The organism is Bacillus sp. SDLI1, from assembly GCF_001553895.1.
In the GTDB taxonomy this organism is placed as follows: Bacteria; Bacillota; Bacilli; order Bacillales; family Bacillaceae; genus Bacillus; species Bacillus siamensis.
Genome location: NZ_CP013950.1, coordinates 2676990 through 2696203 on the forward strand (window position 1 = coordinate 2676990; position 19214 = coordinate 2696203).

Below are 19214 nucleotides of genomic sequence, written 5' to 3' on the forward strand. Positions count from 1 at the left end.
TCTGTCTATTTTAAAATATAATATATGGAAATATAGTATGGAAAAGTCTGTGCTTTTTGTACGACTTTTTGCGTAAGACGAGGTGAAAACAGATGAGCCATTCAAGCACATTAAGCCATATTAACAGCACAATCAGCCATAAACTGGGCGAGATCGAACACCAAATTGATAAATTAAAAGAAGCGAAGAGAGATATAGAATCTCTGCAGGAAGAGGGCATGTCTGAAATCAAAGACATCCTCAGACCGCATCTGGATCATCATTGGACCGGCACTTTCGCTGAGGAATTTGATGAGCGGCGCGATCAGGCCCATACAGAGGCATACAGAATCGTTACAGACAAATACGACGGGTATATTTATCGGATCGGCTTAAAGATGACACAGCTTGAAATTGAAAAAGGAGGGCTCCTTGCCGCCAGAAGCATCGCCAGAGAAGCAGAGCACCTGCTGACGCTTGGTGAAGAAGCCCTTGACGCCGTGGGAGACAAAATACAATCAATCAAAAGAAGCTGGAGTTGGTTTTAATGACAGAAATAAAACTCAAATACGGAGCCGTCATGAAACAGCTTGAATCCGTCAGCAGCGCGCTGGAGGCCGTTTCGATCGGGAATGCGGGTTCAACCGGGAAAAACAAGCTTGACTATACCTCCAAGTACCACTCCCGCGAGGCAAAGCTTGTATCCATGATCAGCGAATATAAGCAAGCCGTTCATAAGAACATCGCGGACGTAAAAGACAACGTAGATTCCCTGAAAGAACAGGACGAGGCGATCGCCGTAAAATAACGAAAGAAAGGACTTGCCGATGAGCAAAGTGTTTGAATCACAATCGTTAACGGATGAAGCAGACAAGAGAAAGAAACAATACGAAGCTCTTGAAGAACAGCTGAATTCGCTCAAAAAAGCCTTTCAAGGCATGGCTGATCTGGGTGATGCTTTAAAAGGAAAAGGCGCAGACAATATAAAAGATTTCTTTCAGGGACAAGCGGAAATCGCCGAAAGCTGGCTGACGCTTGTTTCTGCTCAAATTGCGTTTTTAAACGGCATTTCAGGTGATATTAAAGATCAAGAACTCAGCGATTCATATGTGGAGACTTCGTTTTTGGAGCATGAGCTGCCCAACGCGGACTTGAAGGCTTCAGAGATTGTCTCCGCCCATAAAGCCGAAATCGACTCCATTTTGTCAGGCATCAGCGATATTATTCATCTCGATACGTATACGCTTGATGATTACGCAGATAAAATGGGCGATGCCCAGAAAACCAGACGTGACACGATCACGGCAGTCGATAAGCTTGATGAATCCCTGACCACTGAATATCAAAATTTAGAATCTCTGGACAACGCGGTTCTCAGCAAATATTCCGTTCTCATGCAAGCCACCAGCAACGGGAAAAGCGCATCCCCTATGTACTATGACAAAAAAGCCTTCCACAGCAATGAAATCTACAAAAGCGTCATTGAAGCAGAAAAGCAGGGAACGGACTATATTGATGCAAAAGCCCAGCAGGCCGAAGCAAGACGGCTTCAGGAAAAGGCTGAAGAAGAAGCCAATAAACCATGGTACGAGAAAACATGGGACGGTATCTGCAACTTTACCGGAGAAGTCACTGGCTATTATGATTATAAAAGAGCAGCCGAAGGCGTCGATCCGGTGACAGGAGAAAAACTCTCCACCGCAGAACGCGTCACAGCAGGAGCGATGGCCGCCGCCGGATTCATACCGGTCGTCGGCTGGGCGGGACGCGCTTTCAAAGGCGGAAAAGCCATCTACAAAACCGGAAAAACCGTCATGGCCGCAGAACACGCTTTAGACGTCTATAAAACCGGAAAATCCTTAGACATTCTCAAAATGACAGAAATGGGCGCATACGGCCTCGTCGCCTCAAACGGTTTCTCAGAAGCCGTCACAGGCAGAGATATGTTCGGAAACAAAGTGTCTGAGGAGAAGCGGAAGCAAGGAGCACTGGAAGCGGCATTGAGTTTGGTTGGAGCCGGTGTATTGGCGAAACATGTAAACAAAGGCATCCCGCTTGCAAAATCGCCACAAGCAGCAAAAGTTGAAAAAGGGAAAAAGATTCTAGACCAAGTAAAAGAATTCAAAGTCCCAACGAATGTAAAAATTCGCGTCCACAAGACTGTCACACCGGATGGCGCAACTTTCCCAATCATTCATGCTGATGTGAAAACGAAAGCTGTGAAAGATCTTGGGATTGTGAAGATGGCGGGCAAATGGAATAATGACGGAAAATACGATCGAATTAGAGGATATAAAGGCAGAGAACTTTCAAACTACGATAATAAGTATTTAATTGATCCTAGGCTTGTAGTAGAGATGAATTTTAAGGGGAAAGGGAAATCTGGGACAAATGCTGCTGGCTGGGAGAGAAATGCGAAAAAGTTTTTTAACACGCTGCTAAAAAGTAATCCTGAGTTTTGGAGTGCTGAAAATACTGCTAAGATTAAAAGAGGAAGAGTCCCAGTTGTTGATGAACAATTTATAAAACACTTTCCACAGTATGCAGATTACTTAAAAGACCCAATGAGACATCATCATATTGGAGAAGGAGGCCAGGCCGCAGCTTTACCTAAAAGCCTTCACCCTGGGTATGGTGGTATTCATAATGTTGAGAAAGAATGGGGAATTACTGGGGTAGACGATCAAATTGCGAATAGACTAGAAACATTCAGAAAAGAATCAGGAAGGTGACACGATGTTATTACCCGAAGAATTTAATCGAAGTTGGGATGTTAATAAAAATGGTCCGATATTAAAGTTCCCATATGATGACTTAGTAGAGACTCCTTTTTCGGAGGGATTTAAAAAATTTATTTCTTTAGGAGGTTTACCTGAAACCCCTCCGCCATATTTGGATTTCACTTCTTTTCAAACATCATTTAAACCAATTACAAGTATCTTTGATGTGTCGGAAACGTTTCGAAAATATTGGTTGTTAGGTTCTACTGGTTCCGGAGATCCAATTTGTATTATAGAAAATAACGAGAGAATTGTTTATTTAGATAATGGTAATGAATATAAAGAAGTATTTATTAACTCTTCAATAAATCAATTTGCAGAAAGTATACTGCTTTTCTCAGAAATGATTGACAAAGCTATTCAAATTAATGGAGAAGATGCTTTTATCGACAATGATATTCCTGAATATGTAATTGAACGGTTGAAAGAAGAACTGAAAAGAGTAGACTCAAATTGTATAAATGAAGGGAACTTCTGGGGTATTGAAATAGAAAGTTTATATGAATAATGAATTTTCATTTTGATGCGTTGAGACCTGATCAGAGAAAGATGTCCTATCAAAGGATATTATTTCACCTCATATAGTTAAAGTAGATGATTGCTTTATTCTGGATTTAGCGTATGAGTTTACTGATAGTCCTTTAACTTATGCAATTTATGTAATGGATAATAATTGGAACGTCATTTGGAATAAAAATTTCCTGAGCATAAATTTGTTGTGAAAAGCAGGTATTATACTGTACCTGCTTTTTAGTTTTTACTCTTTTTATGAACATTGGAGAGAAACCTTAATTAAATATATTATTTGGAGTTACTAATTGATTAAAAAACGATAGAACTCCTACCTGAATTGGTTTTACGCCTTTCAGGTTTTTTATAGGTATGAAACTAAAGAGGGGAATAAAACAAAAAGCCTTCTTTTTAGCAAAGAGGCGGAGGCTACAGAGGAATTATGGGAAAGGTGGTTAAATAAATGAGTAGTTACGGTAAATATAGCGATTTAGTGGAAGAGGTAATTGACTTTATTAAGCACGAAGAATTATTTAAGAATAATAATAGGAATTTGTCTGATATTACACTTATAGAAGATTTTGAGATAGCGCAACAATTAGCATGGTCTCAAGATACTGATGAAGTTGAAGTAGTTTGGCAAGATGTAAAATCAGATGAAAGCGGACAGTTATTGGGTATAATTTTAAGTGATGATCACTTAAAAACATTAGATGAAGAATTGTCGAATATTTTCAATTCTGATGATAACTATTCTGAAGATTTCATTCCTATGGATTTTTGGGATATTGCTGAAGAAGTAGAGTCAGATCTGTATAAATGTGCAATCAATCGTCTAGTAAACGGTAATAAAGACAATCTTTTTGAGAAAATGTTTCAAGTGTATAAAACAGGCGGATGGCCTTGTGGATGGAAAGGTATATATCCTGAAGGTCAATTAGTCGCTTTTATACCCCCTAAAGATATGAATGATTAGTTTATTTGGGGTGTACCCAGAAGGAGATTGAACCGGAAGTTATAGCATTGAACCTTATAAAAAATAAAGCTTAGGAAATGAATAGTTGCTAACAGAGGTTCTCATGGTAAGTAAATATATTAAATTAGATGTTCTAAAAGCTAATATGCATTCCGGAGATTAACATTAGGAGATGCATTGGTTTACTGATGTATTAGAATTACTATATATAAAAACTTGCTGTGTTGTATCGGCAAGTTTTTTTAGAATGATGAAGCTTTTTAAAGATAGGCCAACAAAGTACAAGGAGAAACTGGATGGACAGAGACCATATTTCTCAATTGCTGCCATTAAAAATCTGTAATGGCTGGTCTGTAGTACTGAACAATTTAAGTTCAGAAAAAAGAATGCAAGAAAAATATGAACTACTAAAACTACAAAATGAAAAACGTAATGCTGTTATTAAGGTAATATTTGAAAATGATCAATACCATGTCAAAGTAGCGGGTTTAAAAACAGAAAAGATTTATGAAGAAAAATCTTTTAATGAAATAGAGCAATTATTAGAAGAGTTAGAATATCAAATCTGGACTGTGGGAAGTGGGGTTTTAGAGGGTTTGCAGCCGCTAAGCCAACATGTTCCCAATTTCTTAAGGCTTAAGATACCGGAGGGCTGGACTGTTGATTATATTTCATTAAAAGATACTGACCCTAAGACTCTAGAGGCAAATGATGATGCGTGGTTATTTGACTTCAATCAAGATCTTCTGCAAATCTCTCATAAGGCAAAAAACTTGTTGCTTGACGTAGGATGGTACCCAGAAGGGGATCCAACCGGCAGTTATGGCATTGAACTGATAAAAAACGGAGATTGGGAAAATCCTTTAGAGGATATTATGTGTACAGGACTTAAAGAATTAACAACACAATTGGATCATATTTTTATGAAAGAAATGAAAAATGAATACTAGAAAAAAGCACCTGTCCAGGTGCTTTTTTCTACAAATGAGGAACCACAAGACCTCCATACAAAAACGCCGCGATAATCAGAAAGGCCGGATGCAGCTTGAATTTTGTCAGGGCAAGGAGGGAAATCCCCGCAATGACTAGTGATTGAATCCAGCCGATCGCTTTGATGCCGTCTGCGCCGATTTGCCACGTAAGAATGAGCATCATGACGGCGATGACGGGCTGGACGGACAGCGTCATGCCTTTGATGACGGGTGATTGGCGGAAGCGCTGAATGATGCGAAGCAGCACGATCAATGCGAGTGCTGACGGTACGACGGTGGCGATCAGCGCAATCAGGAAGCCGGGCCATCCGCCTGCGCTGTAGCCTACATACGCGGCGATTTTAGTGGCGATCGGGCCGGGTAATGCGTTCGCAAGGGCGAGCATGTTTGAGAATTGATCGTTTGAGAGCCAGCTGTATCTGTTGACGACTTCTTCAAACATGAGCGGGATAGACGCAGGGCCGCCGCCATATCCGAGTACATTTGCAATAAAAAACGCCATAAATAAATAGATCATCATCATGAAGCCGACATTCCTTTATCTTTTGAACGTTTATTTGTGATTTTGTCTTTCAATTTAAAATGAAACGCGCCGTATGCTAAGAAAATAATAATGACAAAGCCGGGATTGATCTGAAGCGTTTGCAGGCCGATAAAAGCGATGATAAAAAACAGGATGCCGGTGACCCAGCCGAAACCTTTTAGCGCTTTTTGGCCAAACTCGTACGCCATGATGCCGAGCATGACGGCGATCACCGGCGTGACGGCGCCAATCATGCCGGCAACAACCGCTGAGTGGCTTAAGACATTTACAGCGGCAAACAAGCCTACCATAGCAAGGCATGTAGGCAGAATGTGGGCGAGGGTTGCCAAGATTGCGCCTAACGTGCCTTTTAGCTTAAAGCCCAAGTACGCGGCCATTTTTGTGGCAATCGGCCCGGGAAGCGCATTTGCGATCGCTAATATTTCTCCGAATTCATCATCATCTATCCATTTGTATTTATTGACGGCTTCATGGCGGATGAGCGGAATTACGGACGGGCCGCCCCCGAATCCGAGAATGCCTGTTCGCGCCATTGCTGCCGTAATGTCCCAATAGGGGTTTTTCATTGCCGTTTCCTCCTTACAGCTTCATGCCCATTCTGCTTTTATACCGTTTAATCAGCATTTGGCAATCGACGCTGACGACGCCTTTTTGCGTATAGAGCCGTTTTGTCAAAAACTCTTCCATCTCCTGATCATTTGCGAAAATGCCGTGCATATGCAGCTTGCTCGGGCCGGTCATGTGATAAAGGCTTGTCACGGCCGGCTCCTTTTCAAGCTTTAACGCTGTTTCCTCCAAATACTGCGGCTCCACTTCCACATTAAAAAACACGGACACATGGCGGCCGATTTTCGCCGGGTTGATAACAGCGGTGAATTTTTCAATTACGCCGGCATCCATTAAATGCTGGATGCGGTGCTGAACCGCCACACGCGACAGATTAACCCGCTTTCCTAAGTCTGTATAGGAAATCCTCCCTTCCTCGTGCAAAATCGAGAGAATATGTTTATCCGTTTCATCAAGTACAAGGTTCGGAATGCTGTACTCATGTTCCAATCGGCTTCCACTTCCTTCATCTGGTAGACATTATTGTATCATGAAATCTTACGGTATGAAGGATAAATTTTTTAATTGTTTTCGTTACGTAATAAAAAGTGATTTTTTTATATCGGAAAGAAAATAGTGTGTGAGATTTTCTCTCAGAAAAGTGGATGCCGTCGGTGCCGCTTTTTATACTTGAGAAAATTTGTAAAGGGGCTTGCCATGAATACTTCTACCATCGGAACGAAACAAATGGTCGTCAGTCCGCATTATCTTGCTTCCCAGGCGGGGGCCGGCATTCTTGAAAAGGGCGGAAACGCGTTTGATGCAGCGGTGGCGGTCAGCGCCTGCCTGGCAGTCGTGTATCCGCATATGACGGGGCTTGGCGGAGATTCATTTTGGCTTACTTACCATCAAGAAACGGGCCGAATCAAAGCTTACAACGGGAGCGGCCGCTCAGGAAAACATGTGACGAGAGACTTGTATCGAGGCAGAGAAGCGATACCGATGCGCGGTACAGAAAGCGCCATTACCGTTCCGGGAATGGCGGACAGCTGGGATGCCGTGCTTTCGGCGTACGGGCGTCTTTCGCTCGCTGAGGTGCTGAAGCCCGCCCTTGATTATGCGGCAGACGGATTCCCGGTGTCCGCCGACCAGTACGCCCACACAGAACGAAATCTCGCTCTTTTAGCCTCAACACCTTATACCTCAGCCATTTTTACGAGAAACAAAAAAGCGCCCCTGCCCGGCGAGCGGTTTGTCCAAAAGGATCTGGCGGCCAGCTTGGAGCAGCTTGCCGAAAAAGGCAGGAGCGCTTTTTACGAAGGGGATATCGCCCAAAGCATCATATCATTTCTGCAAAACAACGGCGGCCGTTTGACGCTTGAAGACTTTAAAGCCCATCGCGGCGAGTGGTCGGACCCGGTATCCTCTGATTACCGCGGGTACCGCATCTATCAGGCTCCCCCGAATTCACAGGGGTTTACAGGCTTAATGACGCTTAATATATTGGAAAACTATGATTTTTCTAAGATCGAACACGGCTCGTTTGAATATTATCATCTGCTGATCGAGGCGCTGAAAAAGAGTTTTCAGCATCGGAATGAAGTGCTGACTGATCCGGCGTTTTCTCATATTCCGCTGGATCGGTTACTGGATAAACAGTATGCAAAGCAGCTGGCGGAAGAAATCGGTTACACGGCTGCGCCGGCGCTAAGCCGTCCGGTCGGAAGCGACACTGCTTATGCCGCCGTCAGAGATGCGGAAGGAAATGCCGTTTCCTTTATACAGAGCCTTTATTTTGAGTTCGGGTCAGCCGTTACGGCGGGGGAGACGGGCATTCTGCTGCAAAATCGCGGGTCATTTTTTTCGCTGGATGAATCTCATGTCAATACGCTCGAACCCGGCAAACGGACCTTCCACACCCTCATGCCGGCGATGGCCTGTAAAGAAGGGAAGCCGCACATCCTGTACGGCACCCAGGGAGGAGAAGGCCAGCCGCAAACTCAGACGGCGCTGATTACACGCATCATTGATTACAACATGGACCCGCAGCAGGCGGTCAGTGAGCCGCGCTGGGTGTGGGGACGGACATGGGGAGAGGCGTATGAAGGGCTGAGGGTCGAAAGCCGGATCAGCCGTGAAACGAGAGAAGCATTAAAGCGAAGCGGCCACCGCGTCGAGACGGTTAGCAATTTTGACCGGATCATGGGACACGCGGCAGCGATCGTCATTGATGACGAAGGTTTTCTCCAAGGCGGTGCCGACCCGCGCGGCGACGGAGCGGCCGCAGGAGTATAGAGCTACGCTAACTGATGAAAAAAATAAGCACGCCAAGTGCGGCAGATAAACCCGCGTAAAACGAATCGTACACATATTGCTTTTTCTCCCGTCGGTGCCGCCGCTCCATTAAGCCGCTGCAGCAAAAAAGCATGGAAACAACTCCCGCAAATACGTACATTTCATCGAATAATGACACCGCTGCGATGCCTGAAATAAGCAGTGTGATTTCGATTAATCGATGTGTGCCGTTTATCGGCTTCTGCTTTTTAACAGGCTTTGGCAAATGGAGAACTTTGACGGCAAATACGTGAAACATAAGGCTGAGCAAAATAAATACGGCTGAAAAATCAGTAACTGAATGAAATCCATCGTCTGCCCCCTAAACACTTGTCATTCGTTTAGGACCTTGTAAGTTTCAATATTCTATAAGACATTAGACTGAGTTAAACGGTCAACAGATAAAAAAGACCCCTTTTAAAAGGGGTCTTTTTGACTAGTTTCTTCTATTATATTGTCTCCTGTTTCAGATCGGGCGGACAAGTGTAAATGTCTTCCCGAGTCTGGCGTATTCATTCCCCGCGAGCCTCGCCGCAGGCTGCAGTTCATCGGTCCGTATGTAGCCCTTATCGGCATCATATACTTGATCATTCAAATGAAAACAAACGACTCTGCCGATGATGAGATCTGTCGTCGTTTCCCCGCCGTCATTTTGGAACGGAAGGTGGCGTTCGAGTATACATTCAAACCTGACCTTCGCTTCTTTTATACCGGGAACGCTGATGCAGGCGCTGTCTGTCACGGAAAGGTCTGTCATGTCAAGCTCACTGACATCAGGGCCAAGCCTTGCCGCCGTTTTGTTAATGTCTTCAATGATGGACTCATCACTGACATGCACGACGAATTCCTGATGAGCGATTATGTTTCTCGCAGTGTCTTTCTGCTGTCCCTCCGCGCGGTTTACAGAAATGGCAAGAAGCGGCGGATCTGCGGAGACAACGTTATAAAAACTGAAGGGCGCCGCGTTTACGGCGCCGTTGATAGATGAACGCGTAGTGACAAATGCAATCGGCCGGGGAACTACTGTGCCCGAAAGCAATTTGTAGGTATCTTTCGCGTTCAATTCGTCTGCTCGTAAGATATGCATCATGTCAGCCGCCTTTCTTTTTCGTATGACCTGATTATACCGAAAGAAAATTCGGAAGCACAACAAAAGAAACCCGGATGCATATCTTATTTCGTGGCATATATCTGTTTGAGGAAAAAGGCTTCCGTTTAGCCGGCAGCCTATTTACAAGTGATATTAGGTTGTTGGGGGATTACTTCTTATAGTTTTTCTTTACAACCCAGACATTTCCATCTTTCCAGTACTCTGTTTTGGTGCAGTAATCGTCTTTTTTATGGCTTTGTTTTTTATGAGAACGGTAAGGTTTTTTCTGAGTGCGTTTTTTCTTGCGGCGGCACGATTTTTTCTGACTGCGTGATTTTTTGTGAGAACGTGATTTTTTACGGCTGCGTGATTTTTTGTGAGAACGGCACGATTTTTTACGGCTGCGTGATTTTTTGTGAGAACGTGATTTTTTATGGCTGCGTGATTTTTTGTGAGAACGTGATTTTTTATGGCTGCGGGATTTTTTGTGAGAACGTGATTTTTTATGGCTGCGAGATTTTTTGTGAGAGCGGCATGATTTTTTATGGCTGCGGGATTTTTTGTGAGAACGTGATTTCTTGTGGCTGCGAGATTTTTTATTTTTGCGGGACTTTCTTTTCTTACTGCTCTTTGGTTCTTGGTACAAATAATCTTTTAATCCCTCGGTGCTTGCGGACTTTACTGCTTCTTCGATATCAGAATGGGAATAGTGGCCCATTTTGAAACCTCCTCTTGATATATGTTTTAAGGATGCGATCCTTACTACCACATAGTACGCATGGATAAAAAAAGTGTATGTGTGTTCCGCTGAGTTTTATCGAAAAAGCACAGCCTAAATTAATACAAGGAGGTTTTCAGGTGAAAGACCAATCAGCATTGCCTTTATACCAGCTGTTTATTCACCCGAAGGACTTGTTGGAGCTGAAAAAAGACATTTGGGATGATGATCCGGTGCCCGCGGTGCTGAGAGTGAATCAAAAACGGCTTGACATTGATCTGGCGTACCGCGGCTCTCATATAAGAGACTTTAAGAAAAAATCGTATCACGTCACTTTTTATTCGCCGAAAACATTTCGCAGGGCTAAAGAAATACATTTAAACGCCGAGTACAAAGATCCGTCGATGATGCGGAATAAGCTGTCTCTCGATTTCTTCGCGGAGCTTGGAACGCTGTCACCAAAGGCGAATTTCGTATCCTTGCAGATCAACGGCAAATATGAGGGTGTGTACCTTGAGCTGGAGTCAGTGGATGAATATTTTCTGGCGAAACGGAACCTGGCTGACGGCGCTGTTTTTTACGCGGTGGATGATGATGCAAATTTCTCCCTCGTCAGTGATTTGGAGCGGGACACGAAAACATCGCTCGAACTTGGCTATGAAAAGAAAACGGGAACGAAAGAAGACGATTTTTATCTGCAGGATATGATTTATAAAATTAATACCGTGCCGAAGTCAGAGTTCAAGAGGGAGATTGTCAAACACTTGGACGCGGATAAGTATTTGCGGTGGCTTGCGGGCATCGTGTTTACCTCAAACTACGATGGGTTTGTTCATAATTACGCCTTGTACCGCAGCCATGAAACGGGACTTTTTGAAGTCATTCCGTGGGATTACGATGCGACGTGGGGAAGAGATATTCACGGTGACCGGATGGATGCTGATTATGTCAGAATACAAGGATTTAATACCTTGACTGCAAGACTTCTGGATGAACCGTATTTCCGCAAAGCGTACAAACAGCTTTTGAAAGAGACGCTTCAGACCCGGTTTACCATTGAACATATGAAGCCGAAGGTCATGTCGCTGTATGAGCAAATCAGGCCGCATGTCGCGAAGGATCCTTATAAAAAAGATGAGCTTGAACGCTTTGATCGGGAGCCTGATGTGATTTGCGAGTACATTAAGGAACGGTCTGCTTTCATCAGCAGCGAGTTAGAGCAGTGGAATATCTGATTTGGGAAGGAAGAAAGATTTTTTACAAATAGGCTGGTGAACCAGTTCCCGAAAAGAATCGGGATACGTATATATGCATTATGTTTGAAATTAATGAGAAATATGACTAGGAGGACAATAGATGAAACGCAATACGAATCGGCATCGGTCTGATGACAACTTTCTGCATGCGATGGAAGGAAAAGTGATTACAGTCTATCGGGGAGGCCCGGAGTCCAAGACAGGAAGATTGGCAGACATTCAATCGGATTATATCGCTCTTCAGGTTGATAATAAAATCGTTTACTATCAATGGAAGCACGTGAAAAGCGTAACGGAAAATACGAGTGAGACCTTATCGCCGGTTGAGCCGGCAGAATGCGAGAAAGCTGATGATTTTCAAGACTTGATCAGCAGGATGACCAATCGCACGGTGCAATTGAATCAGGGAGGTCCGGAATCGAAAAGAGGAAAGCTTCACGAAACAGGGGATGATTTTCTCGTGCTGGAAACAGAAGATGACGGAATCGTCTATTTTAACGCCGACCATGTCAAAAGCATCAGCGCCGAACAAGAAGAGGACGGCCAAGAGGAGGAGCGCCCGGAATTTGAAATGGCTGATGATTTTCACGGCATATTTAAACGCCTGATCCACAAATGGGTTTCAATCAATCGCGGGGGTCCTGAAGCCGTTGAAGGGATACTTGTGGATAATTCTGACGGCCACTATACTCTTGTGAAAGATAAAGAAGTGCTGCGGATCTACCCTTTTCATATCAAGAGCATCAGCGCAGGGGCAAAAGGAGCGGCCAAAAAAGACGAGAATAAAGATGAGAAAGAGTGCGCTGAAGAAGAATCACATGAAGAGCAGCAGACTTCCTCTAAAAAATCGAAAAGATCATCAAAGTCCGTACGATCCTCAAAACAGGAAAAAGATGAATCTTATAGTTACGCCACTGTATTAAGAACAATAGATTACCGGTGGAAACACGGCCGTAAATGACCGGAAAGATTGTCCGAAAACGAGGGGGAGGGGAGGATGAATTGGCTGGGTTAAGCAGATTTCTGGATAAACAAGTCGATATTGAGATATCGGGAAATACAACATTTTCAGGAACTCTTTTGGATATCGGTCATGATATCATTGTGATCCATGACGGCCGGACCTTTCTTTATATCCCGCTGCTGCATCTGCAGCGGATGACTTTAACTGTGCCGGATGATGAGAATAAAGGGCCGTACACAAGAGAAGAAAGTCCGCATCCTGAAAAACAGGAACATTCATTTTCTTACCGGAATACCCTCCAGCATATAAAAGGCAGATTTACAGAAATATTCGTTACGGGAGACCGGTCCATTCATGGGTATGTAACAAGTGTTTTAAACGATTATTTTGTTTTCTTCTCTCCGGTTTATAAGACGCTTTTCATCTCAATGCATCATTTAAAATGGCTGACACCATATTCCGATGAGCAGACGCCGTATACATTAAACAGCTCAGAACTGCCGGTCGTTCCCGCTAGTGTGCCCCTTGTCCGGAATTTTGAGGAGCAATTAAAAAAATATACCGGCAAATTGATTATTTTGGATTTAGGAGATATACCGAATAAAGTGGGGCTGTTACAGGACGTCTCAGATAACATTCTTGAATTGACCAATGCGGACGGAGATACGGTCTTTTGGAAATTGAATCATTTAAAAACCATGCACCTCCCATAAATGATAAAACTGCCTCTCTTATACAGCAGGCAGTTTTTTTCATCGGTGCTAAAGATATATCCAGCTGATCCAAACATATAAAACGGTAATGGTAAACACAACGGTGAGAGGGACAACGACAATGGTCGTTTTGATATATTCTGACCAAGAGACTTTTTCGCCGTGCTGTCTGATGATATGCATCCAGATCAGTGTGGCTAATGTCCCGATCGGCAGAAGCAATGATCCGATATCACTGCCGATAATATTAGCCAAATAAATGATTTTTACGGTTAATGGGTCAATTGACATTTCAGTTAATGTCAAGGTGCTGATCATTAGGGCAGGATGGTTATTAAACAAATTAGAGAGGACGGATGTAGCAATACCCATAATAGATGCCGCGTGGGCAATGCTTTGTGAGACATAAGGCTCAATATACTGAACAAGCAATGCGGTCAGTCCGATATTATGCAGTCCGTAGATGATAATGTACATCGTGAAGGCAAAAACAAAGATATGCCAGGGCGCTTTCCTTAATAAGTCTGCCGGACTGATTTTCAAATGAAACCATCTCCAGGCAAGCAGGATGACTGAACTGATGACTGCCACAAGTGAAACGGATATGCCGCTGTATGAAGCGGCAAACAGACTGACCCGCACTAACAATACAAACGCCAAAACACAAAACATGATTTTCGTACGGCTGTTTTGGGCCTGATCTGGCGGAGGCAGGAGCGGATGATATCTTTTATGTTCCAGTGAATCAAAATGAACCGGAATATCGGGGAGCTGTTTCGGCAAGCGGCGGTAAAAAACAGCAAACAGCAGAAAGGCCATAAACACGAGCCCCAGCGTGCCGGGGATAAACATCATATTGGTGTACAAATAAAGGTCCATGCCTATCATTTTGAGAGAAATTAAATTGACGATATTACTGACGCCGATAGGAGTGCTTGCTGCCGTCGCGATTAAGACGCCGCTGATTAAATAGGGCGTTTTATGATGTTTTTTAAGTCCGAGATACTTTAATACCAACAGTAAAATAGGAGTGGTGATTAAGACGCTGCCGTCATTATTCAGAAAGAGCGTCATTGAAAAACAAAGCAGGTTGGTCAGCCAAAACAGCCGGATGCCTGATCCTCTGGCGCGATGGAGCAGCTTGGCTGCCGCCCAATTAAAAAAACCGAAGCTTTCGAGCGCGATCGCCATAATCATTGTGGAAATAATGGTGATCGATGCTCCGGTGACTTTAGACCCTATATCTCCCAAATCATGAAAGGAAACGGTTCCGCATAACAAAACGAAAATGGCGCCCAGCGATGCCGGAACGGCTTCATTTAATCCCCGGGGTCTCCAAAAAATAAAAATAATGGTCACAAAGAAAGAAATCAGGGTCAATATGACGCTAATATGTGTAATGTGTTCTGCCTCCTTTTTGGATGGGTCATTGCCGCCCCGTTATTTTTATCCCTCCTGATCAGTTGTACTGTATGTATACGAGTACAGGCCGAAAGGTGTACTGAGCGTTTCTACTAATTTAGTAAAATTCCATAAAAGCACAAAAAAAAGAGGCTGCTTCTCGGCGTCCTCTTTTTTATACTTTTTCCTTATCCGCCTGCAATAAAGCCTGGCGTTTATTGATAATCTCCAAGAAATGTTTCAGGATCGGGTTTTGGTTGTCCTTGCGATAGGCGATGACCCAATCGGCGGTAAGCTGAACCTGATTGATGTCGCGATAGGCGACTTCGAGATTAAACAGCTTTTTAGCTGAAGAAGGCACGAAGGTTACACCGATTCCGGCGCTTACCAATCCGATCACCATTTGATACTCCGTCGCTTCCTGAACAATTTTCGGTTTAAAGCCCGCCTGCTCGCAATAGTTTACAAATTCCAGATATAAAGTCGGCCATGTTTCTTTCGCCAGTGTGATAATCGGTTCATTTTCTAAATCCTCAATGTCGATTGTCTCTTTGGCGGTAAGCGGGTGCTGCTTCGGCAAGGCCAGAATGCAAGGACTGCTCTGCACCTTTTCCATATGTAAAGCCGAATGCTGTAAAGGCGGATGAAGGATGCCGATATCAATGTTGCCCTTCAGAAGCTCTTCCTGCTGTCTGAAAGAAGAAATTTCACGCAGATCAAGCTTGACGGAGGGGAATTTTTCGCGGAATTCCCGAATGATCGGCGGCAGAAATTCATATGTGGCTGAGCCGACAAAACCGACGACAAGCCGTCCGAGCTCTCCCCGCGCCGTCCTCTGCGCCATTTCAATCGCTTTGTCTATTTGTTCGATCGCGTTTCTGCTGTGTTTCAAAAAACTTTCTCCGGCAGCTGAAAGCTCTACAACCCGTTTCGTACGCTTTAATAAAGTCACGCCGACTTCTTTCTCAAGCTGTTTGATCTGCTGGCTGAGAGGCGGCTGTGTCATATTTAACCGAAGCGCGGCTTTGCCGAAATGAAGTTCTTCAGCGACGGCAATAAAGTATTGAAGATGGCGAAGCTCCATCCTTATCCATTCCTTTCCCTTTGTTAATTATTCGTGAAACATATTAATCATACGGCGAATTGATATTGGAGGTCAATTTCCAAAGGGTGTATAGTGAATAATATCACAAATTACTTAAAATTTTATATTTAATATGCATAATAAGGAGTGAGGGTGTTGGCAAAAGCAACAAATGAACTGAAAACCTCTGGAAAAAATCGCGGGGCGGAGCTTGTTGTTGATTGCTTAGTGGAGCAAGGTGTCACACATGTTTTTGGCATTCCGGGTGCAAAAATTGATGCAGTATTTGATGCGTTAAAAGATAAAGGACCTGAACTGGTTTTATGCCGTCACGAACAGAACGCTGCGTTTATGGCAGCGGCTGTCGGAAGACTGACAGGAAAACCTGGCGTTTGTCTCGTTACTTCAGGCCCGGGGGCATCCAACTTAGCGACCGGCTTGTTAACGGCTAATACAGAAGGTGATCCGGTAGTGGCACTGGCGGGAAACGTGATTCGCGCGGACCGGTTAAAACGGACACACCAATCATTAGACAATGCGGCACTATTTCAGCCGATCACAAAATACAGTGTAGAAGTACAGGAAACAGGGAATATACCAGAAGCGGTAACAAACGCCTTCAGGGCAGCGTCAGCAGGTCAGGCAGGCGCGGCTTTTGTGAGCTTTCCGCAGGATGTTGTGAATGAAGTCACAAACGTTAAAAACGTACGCAGCGTGCCGGCGCCGAAACAAGGCCCTGCACCGGAAGAAGCGGTCAGCGCGGCTATCGCGAAAATCCAGACGGCGAAACTTCCCGTTCTGTTAGTCGGCATGAAAGGCGGAAGACCGGAGGCGGTAAAACAAATCCGCAAGCTGCTTGCCAAAACAAAACTGCCTTTCGTAGAAACGTACCAAGGGGCCGGCACATTGTCCAGAGAGCTTGAGGACCAATATTTCGGCCGGATCGGACTGTTCCGCAACCAGCCGGGCGATCTTCTGCTTGAACAGGCGGATGTCGTATTAACGATCGGTTATGATCCGATTGAATACGATCCGAAGTTCTGGAACGTAAACGGCGACCGTGCTATTATCCATCTTGATGAAATTCAGGCCGATATCGATCATGCGTATCAGCCGGAATTAGAATTATTAGGTGATATCGCCGCTACGGTTAAACAAATTGAACACGACGCTGTGACATTTGAAATGGGCAGCCGTGAACAAGAAGTGCTGAGCGAATTAAAACAAATGCTATCAGACAGCGAGAAGGCGCCAAGCGATCATAAATCCGACAGAGCGCATCCTCTGCAAATCGTCCAAGAACTGCGCAATGCAATTGATGACGACGTAACCGTCACTTGCGATATCGGTTCTCACGCGATCTGGATGTCCCGCTACTTCCGCGCTTATGAGCCGTTGAAGCTGATGATCAGCAACGGCATGCAGACATTGGGCGTAGCGCTTCCTTGGGCGATTGCCGCCACATTGGTGAATCCGGGTGAAAAAGTCGTATCCGTTTCAGGAGACGGAGGATTCCTGTTCTCCGCAATGGAACTGGAAACGGCAGTCCGCTTAAAAGCGCCGATCGTTCACCTTGTATGGAATGACAGCACATATGATATGGTCGCATTCCAGCAAATGAAAAAATATAACCGTACATCATGCGTAGATTTCGGAAACATTGACATCGTAAAATATGCAGAAAGCTTCGGCGCCACCGGCTTGCGTGTCGAGTCACCGGAACAGCTGGCAGACGTGCTGCAAAAAGGCTTGAACACAGAAGGCCCTGTCATCATCGACATTCCTGTCGATTACAGTGACAACGTTCATTTATCAAGTGACATGCTTCCGAAGCAATTCAAAGAAAGAATGAAAGCAAAAGCTCTCTAGCACTCTGCGCACCATGACCTGTTTTCTAAAACAGCCTAATTTAAAAGGAGTGAAGAGAATGAAAAATGCAAATGACATCCAAGTGATGAGCCGCGGAGAAAAAGGCTCACCTGAGGATCAGATCTATCAAGTATCAACAATGACATCTCTGCTGGACGGAGTATATGACGGAGATTTTGATATGGCTGACATTCCGAAGTTCGGTGATTTCGGAATCGGCACTTTCAACAAACTGGACGGCGAATTAATCGGATTTGACGGACAATTTTACCGTCTGCGCGGCGATGGAACGGCTACGCCTGTGAAAGGCGGAGACCTGTCACCATTCTGTTCATTCACATTTTTCACACCGGATATGACGCATACGATCGACGGCGAAATGACTCGTGAAGAATTCGAGCAGGAAATGGCCAGCCTTCTGCCTAGTAAAAACTTATTTTATGCGATCCGTTTAGACGGTGTATTTAAAAAGGTGCAGACGAGAACGGTAGAACGTCAGGAGAAACCGTACGTTCCGATGATCGAAGCGGTGAAAACACAGCCTGTGTTCAACTTTGACGACATTCAGGGAACGATCGCCGGCTTCTGGACGCCGGGTTACGCAAACGGCATCGCTGTTTCCGGGTATCACCTGCACTTCATTGATGAAGGCCGCAATTCCGGCGGACATGTGTTTGACTATATCATTAAAGATTGCAAAGTGACCATTTCTCAAAAAATGAACATGAATCTCAAGCTTCCGAATACGGCGGACTTTTTCAACGCGAATTTAGATAATCCGAATTTCGCGAAGGATATTGAAACAACCGAAGGAAGCCCTGAATAAATGAAAAAAGAAAGCCCGTTTTTCTCCCGGGCTTTCTTTTTATTTGGCTGAATCGGAAATGATTAGGTAAAATACAGTCAAAAGGGAAAGGTGTGGTAGCTGTGAAAGTTTTGGTATTGGCGGTTCACCCTGACATGGAAAACTCAGTGGTCAATAAGGCGTGGACAGAAGAATTAAAAAATCACGATGACATTACGGTCCGTGAGCTTTATAAAGAATATCCGGACGGGAAAATCAATGCGGAAAAGGAACGCCAGCTGTGTGAACAGTATGACCGGATCGTATTTCAATTTCCGCTGTACTGGTACAGTGCGCCTCCGCTTTTAAAAACATGGATGGATCATGTGCTGTCGTACGGCTGGGCTTACGGCTCTAAAGGCAAGGCGCTGCACGGCAAAGAATTACTGCTGGCTGTTTCCGTAGGTGCCGGCGAGGATGCATACCAGGCAGGCGGTTCCAACCACTTTACATTGAGCGAGCTTTTAAGGCCGTTTCAGGCAATGGCTAATTTTACGGGTATGACCTATTTGCCGGCTTTCACGCTGTACGGTGTAAATGGGGCGGGTGCGGCGAATATTCGTGACAATGCGAGAAGCCTGGCGGATTACATAAAGAAATCATTTTAAAATGAT

The 19214-nt window shown here is 44.4% G+C and carries 20 protein-coding genes and 1 pseudogene; 13 read left to right on the top strand and 8 right to left on the bottom strand.

Features of this window, described 5'->3' with window-relative positions; genetic code table 11:
- Positions 1–92: 92 nt before the first annotated feature.
- From AUL54_RS12925 to AUL54_RS12950, 6 genes are all read left to right on the top strand, one after another.
- The gene (locus AUL54_RS12925) at positions 93–527 is read left to right on the top strand and encodes a DUF5082 family protein (protein ID WP_049627551.1); all 435 of its coding nucleotides are present in this window, start codon (positions 93–95) and stop codon (positions 525–527) included.
- Positions 527–787 (top strand): YwqI/YxiC family protein, encoded by a 261-nt coding sequence (locus AUL54_RS12930; RefSeq protein ID WP_060964090.1) that lies wholly within the window; start codon positions 527–529, stop codon positions 785–787. The genes AUL54_RS12925 and AUL54_RS12930 overlap by 1 nt, the downstream gene beginning before the upstream one ends.
- Positions 788–806: 19 nt before the next feature.
- Positions 807–2711, top strand: a complete 1905-nt coding sequence (locus AUL54_RS12935; RefSeq protein ID WP_060964091.1) for a T7SS effector LXG polymorphic toxin — start codon at positions 807–809, stop codon at positions 2709–2711.
- Between the two features lie 4 nt (positions 2712–2715).
- Positions 2716–3267 (top strand): SUKH-4 family immunity protein, encoded by a 552-nt coding sequence (locus tag AUL54_RS12940; protein WP_060964092.1) that lies wholly within the window; start codon positions 2716–2718, stop codon positions 3265–3267.
- Between the two features lie 465 nt (positions 3268–3732).
- Positions 3733–4245, top strand: coding sequence for a hypothetical protein (locus AUL54_RS12945; protein ID WP_060964093.1), 513 nt, complete (start codon positions 3733–3735; stop codon positions 4243–4245).
- Positions 4246–4541: 296 nt separating this feature from the next.
- Positions 4542–5195 carry a hypothetical protein gene (locus AUL54_RS12950; RefSeq protein WP_060964094.1) on the top strand — a complete coding sequence of 218 codons (654 nt, stop codon included), beginning with the start codon at positions 4542–4544 and terminating at the stop codon, positions 5193–5195.
- Between the two features lie 28 nt (positions 5196–5223).
- Here the strand turns inward: AUL54_RS12950 and chrA are convergent, their stop codons facing one another.
- From chrA to AUL54_RS12965, 3 genes are read right to left on the bottom strand one after another with little or no spacing between them, the layout of a single operon-like run.
- Positions 5224–5760, bottom strand: coding sequence for a chromate resistance efflux protein ChrA (gene chrA, locus AUL54_RS12955; RefSeq protein WP_049627544.1), 537 nt, complete (start codon positions 5758–5760; stop codon positions 5224–5226).
- Positions 5757–6347 (bottom strand): chromate efflux transporter subunit ChrB, encoded by a 591-nt coding sequence (gene chrB, locus AUL54_RS12960; RefSeq protein ID WP_060964095.1) that lies wholly within the window; start codon positions 6345–6347, stop codon positions 5757–5759. The genes chrA and chrB overlap by 4 nt, the downstream gene beginning before the upstream one ends.
- A gap of 13 nt (positions 6348–6360) precedes the next feature.
- Positions 6361–6837: a chromate efflux transcriptional regulator ChrS gene (locus AUL54_RS12965; protein WP_016937711.1), complete on the bottom strand. Its 477-nt coding sequence runs from the start codon at positions 6835–6837 to the stop codon at positions 6361–6363.
- A 207-nt stretch (positions 6838–7044) separates the two neighbouring features.
- Between AUL54_RS12965 and ggt the strand changes: the two genes are divergently transcribed.
- Positions 7045–8622, top strand: a complete 1578-nt coding sequence (gene ggt / locus AUL54_RS12970; protein ID WP_060964096.1) for a gamma-glutamyltransferase — start codon at positions 7045–7047, stop codon at positions 8620–8622.
- A gap of 7 nt (positions 8623–8629) precedes the next feature.
- Here the strand turns inward: ggt and AUL54_RS12975 are convergent.
- The 3 genes and pseudogenes from AUL54_RS12975 to cotG form a co-directional block, all read right to left on the bottom strand.
- Positions 8630–8973 (bottom strand): annotated as a pseudogene (locus AUL54_RS12975) (DUF4181 domain-containing protein).
- A gap of 154 nt (positions 8974–9127) precedes the next feature.
- The gene (locus AUL54_RS12980; protein WP_060964097.1) at positions 9128–9748 is read right to left on the bottom strand and encodes a flavin reductase family protein; all 621 of its coding nucleotides are present in this window, start codon (positions 9746–9748) and stop codon (positions 9128–9130) included.
- Positions 9749–9920: 172 nt separating this feature from the next.
- Positions 9921–10469 carry a CotG/ExsB N-terminal domain-containing protein gene (cotG, locus tag AUL54_RS12985; RefSeq protein WP_060964098.1) on the bottom strand — a complete coding sequence of 183 codons (549 nt, stop codon included), beginning with the start codon at positions 10467–10469 and terminating at the stop codon, positions 9921–9923.
- Between the two features lie 140 nt (positions 10470–10609).
- On the opposite strand from cotG, the gene AUL54_RS12990 reads away from it, so the two are divergent.
- The 3 genes from AUL54_RS12990 to AUL54_RS13000 all read left to right on the top strand — a co-directional run bounded on the left by AUL54_RS12990 (position 10610) and on the right by AUL54_RS13000 (position 13402).
- The gene (locus tag AUL54_RS12990; protein ID WP_060964099.1) at positions 10610–11704 is read left to right on the top strand and encodes a CotH kinase family protein; all 1095 of its coding nucleotides are present in this window, start codon (positions 10610–10612) and stop codon (positions 11702–11704) included.
- Between the two features lie 121 nt (positions 11705–11825).
- Positions 11826–12686 carry a hypothetical protein gene (locus AUL54_RS12995; RefSeq protein ID WP_060964100.1) on the top strand — a complete coding sequence of 287 codons (861 nt, stop codon included), beginning with the start codon at positions 11826–11828 and terminating at the stop codon, positions 12684–12686.
- A gap of 41 nt (positions 12687–12727) precedes the next feature.
- Positions 12728–13402: a hypothetical protein gene (locus tag AUL54_RS13000; protein ID WP_060965101.1), complete on the top strand. Its 675-nt coding sequence runs from the start codon at positions 12728–12730 to the stop codon at positions 13400–13402.
- Between the two features lie 48 nt (positions 13403–13450).
- Here the strand turns inward: AUL54_RS13000 and AUL54_RS13005 are convergent, their stop codons facing one another.
- Positions 13451–14782, bottom strand: a complete 1332-nt coding sequence (locus AUL54_RS13005; RefSeq protein WP_060964101.1) for an arsenic transporter — start codon at positions 14780–14782, stop codon at positions 13451–13453.
- Positions 14783–14978: 196 nt separating this feature from the next.
- Entirely contained in the window at positions 14979–15887 is a 909-nt protein-coding gene (gene alsR, locus AUL54_RS13010; protein WP_060964102.1) for an acetoin biosynthesis transcriptional regulator AlsR, read from the bottom strand.
- Positions 15888–16043: 156 nt separating this feature from the next.
- On the opposite strand from alsR, the gene alsS reads away from it, so the two are divergent.
- The 3 genes from alsS (at position 16044) to AUL54_RS13025 (ending at position 19208) form a co-directional block, all read left to right on the top strand.
- On the top strand, positions 16044–17756 hold the full coding sequence (gene alsS, locus AUL54_RS13015) for an acetolactate synthase AlsS (protein WP_060964103.1): 1713 nt from the start codon (positions 16044–16046) through the stop codon (positions 17754–17756).
- 58 nt (positions 17757–17814) lie between these two features.
- Entirely contained in the window at positions 17815–18582 is a 768-nt protein-coding gene (budA, locus tag AUL54_RS13020; protein WP_016937721.1) for an acetolactate decarboxylase, read from the top strand.
- A gap of 101 nt (positions 18583–18683) precedes the next feature.
- Complete coding sequence (locus AUL54_RS13025; protein WP_060964104.1) at positions 18684–19208, top strand: NAD(P)H-dependent oxidoreductase; 525 nt, start codon at positions 18684–18686, stop codon at positions 19206–19208.
- Positions 19209–19214: the final 6 nt, after the last annotated feature.

Bases quoted from the DNA above. Each gene is read 5' to 3' on its own strand.
- AUL54_RS12925 (WP_049627551.1), top strand. From the start codon at position 93: ATGAGCCATTCAAGCACATTAAGCCATATTAACAGCACAATCAGCCAT.
- AUL54_RS12930 (WP_060964090.1), top strand. From the start codon at position 527: ATGACAGAAATAAAACTCAAATACGGAGCCGTCATGAAACAGCTTGAA.
- AUL54_RS12935 (WP_060964091.1), top strand. From the start codon at position 807: ATGAGCAAAGTGTTTGAATCACAATCGTTAACGGATGAAGCAGACAAG.
- AUL54_RS12940 (WP_060964092.1), top strand. From the start codon at position 2,716: ATGTTATTACCCGAAGAATTTAATCGAAGTTGGGATGTTAATAAAAAT.
- AUL54_RS12945 (WP_060964093.1), top strand. From the start codon at position 3,733: ATGAGTAGTTACGGTAAATATAGCGATTTAGTGGAAGAGGTAATTGAC.
- AUL54_RS12950 (WP_060964094.1), top strand. From the start codon at position 4,542: ATGGACAGAGACCATATTTCTCAATTGCTGCCATTAAAAATCTGTAAT.
- chrA (WP_049627544.1), bottom strand. From the start codon at position 5,760: ATGATGATGATCTATTTATTTATGGCGTTTTTTATTGCAAATGTACTC.
- chrB (WP_060964095.1), bottom strand. From the start codon at position 6,347: ATGAAAAACCCCTATTGGGACATTACGGCAGCAATGGCGCGAACAGGC.
- ggt (WP_060964096.1), top strand. From the start codon at position 7,045: ATGAATACTTCTACCATCGGAACGAAACAAATGGTCGTCAGTCCGCAT.
- AUL54_RS12980 (WP_060964097.1), bottom strand. From the start codon at position 9,748: ATGCATATCTTACGAGCAGACGAATTGAACGCGAAAGATACCTACAAA.
- cotG (WP_060964098.1), bottom strand. From the start codon at position 10,469: ATGGGCCACTATTCCCATTCTGATATCGAAGAAGCAGTAAAGTCCGCA.
- AUL54_RS12995 (WP_060964100.1), top strand. From the start codon at position 11,826: ATGAAACGCAATACGAATCGGCATCGGTCTGATGACAACTTTCTGCAT.
- alsR (WP_060964102.1), bottom strand. From the start codon at position 15,887: ATGGAGCTTCGCCATCTTCAATACTTTATTGCCGTCGCTGAAGAACTT.
- budA (WP_016937721.1), top strand. From the start codon at position 17,815: ATGAAAAATGCAAATGACATCCAAGTGATGAGCCGCGGAGAAAAAGGC.